The sequence below is a fragment of the Bradyrhizobium sp. 62B genome (assembly GCF_030272265.2).
Taxonomy (GTDB): Bacteria; Pseudomonadota; Alphaproteobacteria; order Rhizobiales; family Xanthobacteraceae; genus Bradyrhizobium.
Genome location: NZ_CP092841.2, coordinates 796170 through 808766 on the forward strand (window position 1 = coordinate 796170; position 12597 = coordinate 808766).

At 60.6% G+C, this 12597-nt stretch carries 10 protein-coding genes; 3 read left to right on the forward strand and 7 right to left on the reverse strand.

The window, feature by feature from the left end; translation table 11 throughout:
* Positions 1-4: 4 nt before the first annotated feature.
* On the reverse strand, positions 5-706 hold the full coding sequence (locus ML401_RS03750; RefSeq protein WP_008542552.1) for a response regulator transcription factor: 702 nt from the start codon (positions 704-706) through the stop codon (positions 5-7).
* 241 nt (positions 707-947) lie between these two features.
* Between ML401_RS03750 and ML401_RS03755 the strand changes: the two genes are divergently transcribed.
* A complete protein-coding gene (locus ML401_RS03755) occupies positions 948-1685 on the forward strand; it encodes a HugZ family protein (RefSeq protein ID WP_259215423.1) in 738 nt (245 codons plus the stop codon).
* 362 nt (positions 1686-2047) lie between these two features.
* Here ML401_RS03755 and ML401_RS03760 read toward each other — a convergent pair whose 3' ends face one another.
* The 3 genes from ML401_RS03760 to ML401_RS03770 form a co-directional block, all read right to left on the reverse strand.
* A complete protein-coding gene (locus ML401_RS03760; protein WP_212065837.1) occupies positions 2048-2440 on the reverse strand; it encodes a hypothetical protein in 393 nt (130 codons plus the stop codon).
* A gap of 16 nt (positions 2441-2456) precedes the next feature.
* Entirely contained in the window at positions 2457-4040 is a 1584-nt protein-coding gene (locus ML401_RS03765; protein WP_259215426.1) for a hypothetical protein, read from the reverse strand.
* Between the two features lie 332 nt (positions 4041-4372).
* Positions 4373-6130 carry an adenylate/guanylate cyclase domain-containing protein gene (locus ML401_RS03770; protein WP_376717342.1) on the reverse strand — a complete coding sequence of 586 codons (1758 nt, stop codon included), beginning with the start codon at positions 6128-6130 and terminating at the stop codon, positions 4373-4375.
* 810 nt (positions 6131-6940) lie between these two features.
* On the opposite strand from ML401_RS03770, the gene ML401_RS03775 reads away from it, so the two are divergent.
* A complete protein-coding gene (locus ML401_RS03775; protein WP_285809934.1) occupies positions 6941-7342 on the forward strand; it encodes a hypothetical protein in 402 nt (133 codons plus the stop codon).
* 96 nt (positions 7343-7438) lie between these two features.
* On the opposite strand, the gene ML401_RS03780 is transcribed toward ML401_RS03775, so the two are convergent.
* The 3 genes from ML401_RS03780 to ML401_RS03790 all read right to left on the reverse strand — a co-directional run bounded on the left by ML401_RS03780 (position 7439) and on the right by ML401_RS03790 (position 9512).
* Entirely contained in the window at positions 7439-8068 is a 630-nt protein-coding gene (locus ML401_RS03780; protein ID WP_285809936.1) for a tyrosine-type recombinase/integrase, read from the reverse strand.
* 571 nt (positions 8069-8639) lie between these two features.
* Positions 8640-8963 (reverse strand): hypothetical protein, encoded by a 324-nt coding sequence (locus ML401_RS03785; protein ID WP_285809938.1) that lies wholly within the window; start codon positions 8961-8963, stop codon positions 8640-8642.
* Between the two features lie 156 nt (positions 8964-9119).
* A complete protein-coding gene (locus tag ML401_RS03790; RefSeq protein WP_285809940.1) occupies positions 9120-9512 on the reverse strand; it encodes a hypothetical protein in 393 nt (130 codons plus the stop codon).
* Positions 9513-9828: 316 nt separating this feature from the next.
* Between ML401_RS03790 and ML401_RS03795 the strand changes: the two genes are divergently transcribed.
* Entirely contained in the window at positions 9829-12423 is a 2595-nt protein-coding gene (locus tag ML401_RS03795; protein ID WP_285809941.1) for a CHAT domain-containing tetratricopeptide repeat protein, read from the forward strand.
* Positions 12424-12597: the final 174 nt, after the last annotated feature.

Here is a 12597-nt window from a genome sequence, read left to right on the forward strand (position 1 = left end):
CGCCTCAGGCTTCCTTGAAACGGTAGCCGACGCCGTAGAGCGTCTCGATCATCTCGAACTCGTTGTCGACCACCTTGAACTTCTTGCGCAGCCGCTTGATGTGGCTGTCGATGGTGCGGTCGTCGACATAGACCTGGTCGTCATAGGCGGCGTCCATCAGCGCGTTGCGGCTCTTCACCACGCCGGGACGGGTCGCCAGCGCCTGCAGGATCAGGAATTCGGTGACGGTCAGCGTCACCGGCTCGTTCTTCCAGGTGCAGGTATGCCGTTCCGGATCCATGCGCAGCAGGCCGCGGTCGAGCGCCTTGGCGTCGTTCTCCTTCGGCGCGACGGTCGGGTCCTTCGGTGCCGAGCGGCGCAGCACCGCCTTGACGCGCTCGACCAAAAGGCGCTGTGAGAACGGTTTGCGGATGAAGTCGTCGGCGCCCATCTTGAGGCCGAACAGCTCGTCGATCTCCTCGTCCTTGGAGGTCAGGAAGATCACCGGCAGGTCGGACTTCTGCCTGAGGCGGCGCAGCGTCTCCATGCCGTCCATGCGCGGCATCTTGATGTCGAGGATGGCGAGGTCGGGCTGGGTGGTACGGAAACCGTCAAGCGCGCTGGCGCCGTCGGTGTAAGTCATGATGCGGTAGCCTTCGGCTTCCAGCGCGATCGAGACGGATGTGAGAATGTTGCGGTCGTCGTCGACCAAAGCGATTGTGGGCATGAGCCTCTGCTTTCTGCTGTCCGTTTGGGTCGTGGCTTGAAACGGCGAGCAATCCACTGATGCGCCGCATACATGGGTGCCGAAGTCGGCGTTCGAACCTTGTCACCGAGCAATGCAAGCTGGGCTGAAGTGTGACCAAGTTCCACGAAATGCAGCAGATTCGCCGCATGTCGACCCATAACCAGGCCCCCGTTTACCCGAAAAAAGGCCCCCCTTGCAACCACCTGAGCCGAGAAAGCCGATGCAACCGACCCCTGATTTCGACCCCTCAAAGCTCGCCAAATCCCTGCTGCGGCGATCGCGGCAGGGGGCGCTGGCAACCCTCATGGCCGGCAGCGGCGACCCCTATTGTTCCCTGGTCAATCTGGCCAGCCACCCCGACGGCTCGCCCATTTTGCTGATCTCGGCCCTCGCCGTGCACACCAGGAACATTCTGGCGGACAGCCGGGTCTCGCTGATGCTGGATGAGCGGGCGGCAGGCGATCCGCTGGAAGGCGCGCGGATCATGCTGTCCGGCCGGGCGGAGCAGGCGGATTCCGAAAGGGAACTGCTGCAGCGGCGGTATCTCAATGCCCATCCGTCTGCGGAAGGCTTTGTTTCTTTTAAGGATTTCTCCTTTTTCCGGATCCGCCCCACGGGAACCCATCTGGTCGCCGGCTTCGGCCGGATCGTCGACCTCAAGCCCGAGCGATTCCTCACGGACCTCACCGGCGCCGAGGATCTGCTGGCGGCGGAGGAGGGCGCTGTCGACCACATGAATGCCGACCATCGCGAGGCCATGGGCCTCTACGCGACGAAGCTGCTGGGAGCGGCCGCGGGCGACTGGCGCTGCACCGGCTGCGATCCGGATGGTCTCGACATGCAGGACGGCCAGATCGCGCTGCGGCTGGACTTTCCGGAGCGGGTCACGGACGGCACCTCGCTGCGCAAGATGCTGGTGCGTCTCGCTGGCGAAGCGCGCAGCAAGGTGGGCGACTAGGGCGTGTACTCCCGAAATCGAGGTCGGCTCTGAGCGCCGAGCGGAAGTTTTCTGATTGGGTGGAGCAGTACTGCTGATGACCCGGACCGGAAGTCGCAGCGCTCGCAACATGTGACGCCGTCACTCGCCATGTGGACGGGACTGCGCGAGAGCGCCGTTAAACGCGCGACCGTTCCTGTCATCCGCTCCGCCGGAGCCGCGCTGCAATTGTCTGCGACAGGCGGCAAACTGACGTGCCAACGTTAGCGCGTATCCGCTGATGCGGACTGAACGGACCCGGCGCCCACAAGATCTCGTTTGGCTCGCTTATGGTCCGCAGCTCTCGGCGCTTGTTATCCAGGAGAATGTTTCTTGGCAGGCAATTATCTCAGCCACAGCTTGAGCGGAACCGCCTGACGATCGGGGCATTTCATGGTGCCCGTATAGGAGCCTGACAGTCGTCCACTGTAGGTGCATTCGACGCCGGCAACCGAGAATGTCGCGTTCAATTGGGATGATGAGTCCGATACCTGAAAACGCATTTCACCGGTCTTCTCCTCCGGGCCATCCTGAGTGCACACCCCGATGTGCTTCATCGTTAATGGCCCGGAGTATTCCTTCGTGTGGCCGGAAACCGTTTCGGTGACGGTGGCGGTCAACTCCCACTCGCCCAAATGGCCAGAATATCCTACGACCTGAAGCGATTGAGCGCTGGCCGGGCTCGCAAGGATGCCCAGAACGATCGGCAGAAGGGCTGCTCTCACGGTGTGTTTCATGGCTTTCGCCGGCTTCTCAGCGCTTCGTCAGGAACGCACGCGCCTCGGCAAGCTCGATCCGGGTGCTATCGGCAGCATCGGCGATCGCAACGACCTGGCCGTAGTAGTCCCGAGCCTTGGCGGAGTCACCGGACTTTTCTGCGGCCTTGGCCGCGCCCACATAGGCGCCGAGTCGGTTTGGCTCCTTCCTCAGGGTTGCCTCAAAGGCGGCAAGTGCTTCATTGGCATTGCCGCTCTCGAGCAGCATGGCTCCATAGAGTTCGCGCGCCGGTCTGAGCACGCCTGGCGTCACTGGATGCTTCTCGGTCTTGTCCTCGGCATCAGCAGCGGCACTCATCGCCTTCAGCGCATCGTCGCGGTTGCCTTCGGCGTAGAGCAGCCAGGCGGTGGCGACCTGCCGCTGAATGTCGACTTGTTGCGACCAATATGCGTCCTTGGCATCGCGCAACTTATCGCGCAGCTCAGCGAGCTTTGCGATGTCAGCCTTGGCGGCTTCAGGATTGCCCGACCGGGCTGCGCCTAGCGCTCGCGCGAAATGAGTGATCGCCTGGACGTGAGCCAGCGGACTAGGGCGAACCTGAAGCGCCGCCGCAGCCTTCCAATCGCCGCGCTCCACTGCGTAGCGTGCCGGCGAAGCTGCCAGCGCGTATGGCCCGGCGATGAAAGTCTCGGTGAAGCCGGTGACCGCGTTCATGTCGTCGATAATGGCTGCGGCTTTCTCATCCTGCCCAAGTTGTAGATAGGCGTAGACCAAATAATCCATAGCGTGCAGCTGATCATGGCCCTCGTTGTCCGCGCTGGCGACACGCGATGATTCGACGTTGGAGGCAATCGACTCCTTCCAGTAACCGACGCGCGTAAAGATGTGTGATGGCATGTGCTGGGCATGAGCTGACGCTGGCGCGACCTTGGCGTAGCGTCGGGCGGCATCAAGGCCTTTCTCGGCGATCGGCGGATAGTCGTAAAGGTGAATCAAGTAATGCGCCACGCCAGGATGTTGCGGCTGGCGTATTGCGATCGGCTCCAGGATTGCCGCGCCCTTGAGCTGGTTGGCGTAGGTTTTGTCGGCCGGCGAAGCCGAGGTGTTTAGGGCAAGCGCATAGTAGATCTGCGCTTCGTCATCATTGGGGTAGCGCTGTGCAAATTGCTCCATGGCCTTGGCGTAAGCTTGCATGCGCGTACGGTGATCGACCTTGTCGTAGTCGGCATACATAACGCCCAGCGCATCGAGGTAGTCGCGCTCGCGCTGAGTCTTGGCGCCGACACTCTTTCCTTTCGCGATTATGGCCCCGCCCTCGGCGAGGTTCTTCGCAGGCGTCGGCACATGCGGATTCCACAACAGGCTGAGCGCGATGCCCCAATAGGCAATGCCGCATTCGGGATCGGCCTTAAGTGCATCTTCGAAAACCTTTTGCGAGGCGCGGTACCAGAACGAGTGCTGGTACAACATTCCCTGGCTAAAAAGCTTCTGCGCTTCCGGTTTGCACGATGTTTCGAAATTCACCGTACCGAGCTTGTCGTCCGATTGTCCCATTGTTGGTTGCGGGAGCGAAAGTCCAGCCGCCGCTATGGCGGCAACCGCGAATGATTTGTTTTTCATGATCCAGCTCCATGGCAGCATTCGAATTCCAACAGAGCGAACTGAAAGGTTATGCCGATTTCATGAGGCCAGCTACCCTTTTCTACCTGGCACTCTCCATGTCTACTTGGACTCCAAGGCATGTCAGCGAGATTTACGCTTGTTGTCCTCAGAAGCCGAGACGATCAAGACCGATATTAGCGCCTCCGCCGCGCCACGTCCGAAGGTGGCCCATCAGCGAAGTCGCGCCTCATCTAATGGAGGTCCGCTCATTGGTGCTCGGCGGACTAGATTTGCTCAATCTGAGTTCTTCGCATTCTGACCCGAAGCCGACATCGAGCTGTGGAGAACCACTATCCCCCTTTCGGCACGCCAGCTAGGCGCAGACCCTCATAGATTCGCTCCCGTTGGGCCAAAAATGTTGGGTTCTGGCTGCGTCGCTCGTTGCGGAATCGGGCCACAGTGAAGTTCGGATCGAGTTGGAGGCCGGCTTCCCGCGCAGCGCTCGCCTCGTCGGTAAGCCCGCTCAGACTGGATGCGGCGGCCAAGAAAAAATGCACCATGGCCACGTTCGGGTTCATTTCGACCGACTTACGCAATCGGTCTAACGCCTGTTCTAGTCGCCCCAAAAACAGGTCCGCAATCCCGAGCAGGGCGTGCCAACGATCCAGACCGGGATCACGCGGGCTAAGCCGGATCGCGTTCATGAGATCGGCTTCCGCTTCCTCCGCACGCCCCAGCAATACCTTCGCGAAGCCTGCATTGGCGTGGGCCCAAGCCAGGTTACGATCGAGCATGATAGCAAATTCGAATTCGCGCAGTGATCGCTCCGTTGCTCCAGAGACATGCAGGACATTGCCGTAGACAAAATGGGCGGAGGCGTTTCGTGGAGCGAAATGCAAGGCCTTGGTGATTGCCGTCTCGGCGATACGTAGCTGTTCATCCCGATTGGTCGAAGCAAACGTACGAAGCTCATCAGAATGATAAGTGGCAAGGCCGATCAACGCCTCGACATTGCGATCGTCCCGCCGGAGAGCGTTTTCAAAAAGATCGCATGCCGCACGATGGCCGCGCAACGATAGGGGCTGGTTCAGAATTGCCCAGCCCCTCATGGCGAGATCGACGGCGTCCATGCTCTCTGGCCGCTCGCGCTCCGCCCGTCGGCTTTCAGCAGCGACCAGCTCGACACCGACGATGCGGGCAAGCCGCGTGGTGATCTCATCCTGCATGTCGAATATGTCAGCGCGCAGCTTGTCGAAACGCTCGGCCCAGAGGTGCGCGCCGGTTGTCGCATCGATGAGCTGAGCGTTCACGCGGATGCGGTCGCCGCTGCTCTGTACGCTGCCTTCCATCACATACCGCACGCCAAGCTCGCGGCCGACTACACGAGCGTCCGCTGGCTTATTCTTGAAAGTGAACGCGGTATTGCGTGCGATAACGAAGGAGCCGGGGATGCGTGACAGATCGGTGGTCAGGCCTTCGGTGATACCGTCGACAAAATAGTCCTGCTCGGGATTGCCACCGAAGTTAGCAAAAGGAAGCACGACGATGGACAGGCGCGGGGCGGTGGGAAGATACGACGTTGAGCCGTGCCCGATCAAGTCGGGCGCTTTGCGTTTGACGGAATAGGCGCGTACCGGCCGTGCAATGTTCTTGAGGCTATGTTCGCCCAGATCCAAAAATTCGACATCTATCTTCCCGCTGACCTGATCATGGGCTGACGCGGAAATGCAAATACCGCCTGGATCGGCGATCCCCTCAAGCCGGGCAGCGATATTGACGCCGTCGCCGAAAATGTCGTTCGCTTCGACGATGACGTCGCCGATATTGATACCAACGCGGAAGATAATGCGCTTTTCTGCCGGCACTTCGATTGCGAGGTCTCCAACGCAATTCTGAAAGTGCTCAGCTGCTCTAACCGCTTCGACCGCGCTCGGGAACTCCGCGAGGAAGCCGTCGCCGGTGTACTTGACAATCCGGCCTCCGTGTTCCGCAACGGCCGGCTCGATAACATCTGTCAGAAGCGCGATCAGGCGAGCATGCGTAGCCTCTTCGTCGTTGTGCATGAGCCGCGAATAGCCGGCCACGTCGGCAACCAAGATCGCCGCCAATCTGCGTCCTCGGCCCGGCCCTTCTTGCGCCATGATCGCTCCGCGTGTCGGCCAAGTGTAGAAGGGATCGGACGGCAATTCCAGCGGTCGCCAAAAAAGGATAGCTGTGAGCTCACGGCCAAGGGCCGTGATGACAAACTCTGTCGGGTTTGATGTCCGGTATTGGCCCATTTGCGAAGTTGCGCCGCATCCGACTGAGGTCCGCTCACCGGGCTCAAGCGGACCAGATTTGCCCAACCTGAGTTCTTCGGATTTTGACCCGTTGCGGACCTCAGGGCTGCTGCGGGTCGATTGTTATCTCTACGTCATGGAGTATCCTGCTCCCTCGGCACTGTGAAGGAGCATACCCGCGTGTTTAGGCTCGGCGATTTTGTCCGCCACAAAAGCGGTGGCCCCATCATGGTAGTAGACCGCGAGGTTTCCCGGTCTCCTATCGAGCCGACGATCAGTTGCGTTTGGACTGAGGCGGGAGAACGGCATTACGCTTCATTCAAAGAAGCCGAACTTCAGCCGGTATATGGTGACGGAACGCCGAGGGATTGTAGGCCAGACGAGTAAGCCGCCGTTAGTTATTCGAATGTCGTCTGTTGGCCCATCTGCGACGATGCGCCGTGTCTGCCGCCCGTCCGTTCACCGCGCCAGAGCGGACCAGATCTGCTCAATCTGAGTTCTTCGCATTTTGATCCAAAGCCGACCATCGCTCCCGTACGGGAACGTCGCAAGACTTTACGAAAGCTTCCGATTGCTTTGAAATGCTGAACTGGCAATTTACAACCATGCGCTACTGTGGGGCCTCTCGCGAGGCAGGAAATGAAAACGGCGGTCTTCATTCTTGTTCTTCTCTTAAGCATAGCTCCCACTCGTGCGGATGAGCGCCTTTGGTGCTTGGACGAGGGATCGGCGGGCTACGGCTTCGATCGGAACAGGGCAGTATTCGACGACAAGTCAAAGCCTCAGGCCTTTATGCGCGACCACACAGCCCTGAGGCTGACCGAACAGAACGCCTACCTAAATTTCCAAGGGCTGGGCGAAAAGGAGTTTTCATGCTCAGCAGTTAATGACGATGTCATTCAGTGTGTCCGCCCGTTTCAGCTCTTTGTTTTCGACAAGAAGCTATATCGCTTCAATTTGGCTGAGCTGGGTGGTTACGTAGCCGATGATCCTCGCTCGATCGTACTAAGGTTCGGGACCTGCGTGCCACCATCCCGTTAATGCAGTTGCGCCTCCCGTCCACGCGCATGTCTGCTTATGGCCGGCCCCAAGCCGCCTGTGAGGGCAAAGCAGAACTCGTCTGCTTTGCCACCGAGATCAGACGTCAACTTGTTCTGCTATCGCGAGGGCATCGTCGACCTCGATGCCGAGATACCGGACGGTACTTTCGATCTTGGTGTGCCCCAGTAGAAGCTGCACGGCTCGCAGGTTGCCGGTTCGGCGGTAGATCAAGGTCGCTTTAGTTCGACGAAGAGAATGCGTCCCGAACAGATGCGGGTCCAGCCCGATGTCGATGAGCCAGTGGGAAAGGAGGCGGGCATACTGGCGGGTCGTCATATGTCCACCCAATCGCCGGCCTGTGAACAGATATTCTCCTGGCTTCTTGCCGGTGATACGCAGGTAATCGTCAATTGCCTGCCGGGTCGATTCCGTCAGCTCAAATTTTACCGGCCGGCCGGTCTTCCTTTGTCGGACCGTCGCGCGGTCGGCCGAATATCCGCCCGGCGCAACATCATCAACTTTCAAGGCTACGACGTCGCAGCCGCGCAGTTTGCTATCGATGGCGACGTTGAACATTGCCAAATCGCGCGTTCGGCCCTCGACCTGGAGCTTCGTTCGGATTGACCAAACGTGCTTGGGACGGAGCGGCGGCTTTGCGCCGATGATCTTGCCCTTGTTCCAAGGAGCGTGTTTCGAAACGGCAGGGATGGTTGGGACATCGGTCATGGCGGACCTCCTCAGGTAGTGAGGCGGTCATTTTCAGTCCGCAGGCCTTCAAAACCCGCGTCCGCTTTGGGACGATTGAAGACGTACTTAGGTCCAATTTGAGCGAAGCGAGGGCAGCCTTTGACCCGAAGCGGACTTCCTCGGTTCATGGAAAATTGAGCATTCTCTGCGGCATGGGTTGACGCAATGCTTAGGCACCACCAAAACGTGTGATGTTGGTGTCGCCGGTCAGAAACCGAGGTCAGCGTGATCCCTCGCCGCAAAGCCGCAGTCTTAGCTCTACTTGTCGCTGCCAGCTTATCTGTCGCTTGTTCTCCCAAGGAGACCGAGTGTGAGATTGCAATCGAGTTTGACGATGGCGATAGAACCCGTTTGTTTGTCAACCGCGATCCTGCTGGATTAGACATTTCCGTTACTTGAAGGCGTAGCCTTGTCCGGTTGTGGCCCGTGGCTGACCTCCACCCGGCGCGCCACGATGGCCGCTTCCGAAAGGTGAGCCGACCAAGGTCATGCTGGCTTTCGAAGGCAGCCTTTGACCCTTAGCTGACCCAGCGGCGGGTTTGAATTTGCCTCAATCCGATGTCCCTCTATCGTCGGTATTCGAGAGTAGAAGAGCAAGGCTCGCGCCTTCAGCGTAAGTCAGTGTGGGATCGATGCTACGGGCGTAATTCCTGACTTCGTCAATCATGTCGCGCATGCGAGCTTCATCTTCACAACCGATAGTCGCGCGAAATTTGTTCATTAGAGTGGCGTTTGCTGCAACTTGCTTGGCAAGCGGCTGGAGTTCCAGGTTGCCGCGCATCGGCTCGCGGGCAATCGCCGGTGGCGGGTCTCGCAGAACGTCAGGTTTCAAATTGGGAATTTTAAGAACTCCCATCGGCTTCTCGTCACACATTTGTATCTCGGTCCAAGCTACCAACAGTCAACTATCATACCGGAGTTGATGCACGAAATGGGAGCGTCCGCTATTGGCCCATAGCTGACCTTCGCGGTGATGCCTACTGAGGGCCGCTTCTGACCCGAAGCGGACTTTTGTATTGCATCTGACTTGTCATGGACGCGTTTTGCGTTCGTTGGCTTGATCTTTTAGCCTTTGGTGAAAGGCGCGAGCCTCGCCAGTGAAGTCGTAATAGGTTCCTACTTGCGTCATCTTCAATGCACCATCGGCGGCTTGGTCAGCGTTGTAGGAGGGCGGGACAGGATTTAGTATCCGGTGGACGGTTTCTATGAGCTTGGGTCTGACGCTGAGGCGCAAATCGGCGCACGCTTCCTGAACGATAAGTTGAGCTTGCTCCTTAGACGTCGCCTTGGCGACCTCCGCCTTGAGGCATTCCCTGTAAGGCTTGAGCTGCTCGGTCATCGCTTTGCCGACTTCGAGGGCCTCTTGTTGAGCCAGTGCCGTCCCGTTCAGGACAGCAAGGAACACGACGGACAAGAGCTTCATACCAGCCTCCTCGTGACAACCCAATCTGGAGCAGCGTTCTCACGGACGAACGTTATTGCCCGGTTGCACGTCGTAGTTGTGCCGTACTAAGCCCTAACCTCGGGTAAACTGACCCCGCACAAAGTCGGCAGTTGGCCCATCAGCGACGTCCGGCGATGGCCGGTTTTATACCGCTGTTGAGGGGGAAGCGGACACCCGAGAGCGCTCAAACCCAGCGCCGGATTATGAGTACGCCCTAGAACGCAACGTTTGAACGTAGCGACCCGTCGCTGCGACCCAAGACGATAGGTCTGTAAGGCTCGCAGCGAGAGGGTTTATGACGCGTCGTCGTTTGGCATTGGCTGCGGGTCTGGCACTCGCGATCACCACGTCGCTTGCCACGCCCGGCCTTGCCCAGAAGGGCGATCTGTCAGCACAAAGCGCGCGCATCAATGCGCTCCGCAGCGCCGGCAAATATGCGGAGGCGCTGCCGCTGGCGCAGGCCATGGTGGCCTCTCTCGAGAACACCAGCAACAACCGCGATCTCGCCGCCGCGCTCAACAATCTCGGGCAGATCCACGCCGACCAGGGCCACGACGATCAGGCCGAGCCGCTCTACAAGCGCGCCATTGCGCTGATGGAGAAGGGCAGCGGTCAGGGGACCGTCGAGATCGCGCCACTCCTGAACAATCTGGCGGCGCTCTATCAGCGGCAGGGCCGCTTCGCCGAAGCCGAGCCGCTGTTCAAGCGCGCGCTGGCCGTCAGCGAAAAGAGCCTGTCGCGCGAGCATCCCGATGTCGGCCGTGCCCTGAACAACCTCGCCACGCTCTACGTGAAGCAGGAGCACTTTGCCGACGCCGAGCCGCTGTTCCAGCGGGCGCTGGCGATCTATCAGAAGGTCGCCGGGCCCGAGCATCCCGCGGTCGCCACCGTCCTCAACAATATCGGCCAGGTCGATCGCGACCTCAACCGCGATGCCGATGCCGAGGCGCCGATCAAGCGCTCGCTCGCAATCCGCGAAAAGGTGCTGGGACCGGATCATCCCGACGTGGCGCGTTCGCTGAACAATCTCGCCGGGCTCTACGAGCACCAGCAGCGCTATGCCGAGGCCGAGCCGCTCTATCGCCGCGCGCTGTCGATCCGCGAGCGCGCGCTCGGAACCGACCATCCCGATGTCGCGACCTCGACCAGCAATCTCGCCAACTTCCTTCAGATGTCGGGCCGGACCGCCGACGCCTTGCCGTTCGCGGAGAAGACGCTTGCCGGCAATCGCGCGCAGCTGCGAGTCGTGCTGCCTGTTCTGTTCGCGGCGCGGCAGCAGGCGCTGCTGGCGAGCGACAAGGCGCTCGATGACGCGCTCGCCGCGATCCAGCGCGGTACGCAATCGTCCGCCGCCTCCGCCGTGAACAAGCTCGCGGTGCGGATGGCCGCCGGCAGCGACCGGCTCGCCGAGCTGGTGCGCCGGGACCAGGATCTTGCCGCCGAGGCCGAGGCGCTCGACAAGGCGATCATCGCCGCGGTGTCGAAGCCGTCGGCGCAGCGGGATGCCACCGCCGAGCAGCGCAGCCGCGCGCGGATCGCTGCGATTGCGAGCGAGCGTGCGGGCTTGCAGAAGACGCTCGCGCGCGAATTTCCCGACTACGCCTCGCTCTCCAACCCGCTGCCGCTGGCGGTGAAGGACATCCAGCCGCTGCTGTCGGCGGACGAAGCGATGGTGATCTATGCCGTCGTCGACAAGCAGAGCTATGTCGTCGCGATCACGCGCGATGGCGCTGAGTGGAAGGAGATCCCGCTCGGCGCGGATGCGATGGCGCGGAAGGTGGCGGCTTTCCGCAAGGGACTGGATGTCGGCAAGGCGCGCGATGCCTCCGGCAAATCGGGACTGTTCGACCTCGCGCTCGCGAACGAGCTCTATGTCGCGCTGCTCGGCCCGGTCGAGGCGTTGACGAAGGACAAGCGCAATTTGCTGGTGGTGCCATCGGCGGCGCTGACGGCATTGCCGTTTCATCTCCTGGTGACGGAGACGCCGCGGGCTGCGATCCCGGACAAGATCGAAGGTTATCGCAATGCTGCCTGGCTGCTGCGGCGTCAGGCCGTCTCGGTGCTGCCGTCGGTGATCTCCCTGAAATCGCTGCGTGCCTTCGCGCGCAGGGATCAGGGCGCAAAGCCGATGACCGGATTCGGCGATCCTGTCTTCAATCCCGCAGCCGAAGGACCGGCCGACCGACGGGCTGCAAGCGACAAGGTCGCCGCGCGCAGCATCGCGACGATCGCCTATACCGATTTCTGGCGCGGCGCCGGCGTCGACCGCGCGCGGCTGGCACAGGCGCTGCCGCAACTGCCCGACACCGCCGACGAGCTGAACGCCGTGGCGAGGGACGTCGGCGCCACTGACGCCGACATCCATCTCGGGCGCGATGCCAGCGAAACGACGCTGAAGCGTGCAGCGCTTGCTCAATACGGCATCATCTACTTTGCCACCCATGGTCTCGTTGCCGGTGACGTCAAGGGACTGGGTGAGCCCTCGCTCGCGTTGTCCATTCCCGATCAGCCGTCGGAGCTCGACGACGGTCTTCTGACCGCGAGCGAAGTGGCGCAGCTCAAGCTCAACGCAGATTGGGTGGTGCTGTCGGCCTGCAACACCATTGCCGGCGACAAGCCCGGCGCCGAGGCCCTGTCGGGGCTCGCGCGCTCGTTCTTCTACGCAGGGGCCCGTGCGCTCCTGGTCTCGCATTGGGCCGTGGATTCGGAAGCCGCCACCCGCTTGACCACATCGACGTTCGAGCTGCTCAAGAACGAACCAAAGATCGGTCGTGCCGAAGCCCTGCGCCGCGCGATGTTAACGTTTGTTGACGACGCCTCGTCGCCACGCAACGCCTACCCAGCGATGTGGGGCCCGTTCGCGCTGATCGGCGAAGGTGAGGTAAGATAAGAAGACGACACAGGGATTGTGCGTCGCAATAACCCGATGTAACGCGCAAACACGCATTTGGTTGCGCGATCATTTGCGTTTTCTCGTCGCGCCGGTTCAGAGCTGACATGCGCGACGTTTGGCGCGGTCCTTGAATAAACCAAATCCTGCGGGATCGGCTTGGCAACGCCAGCG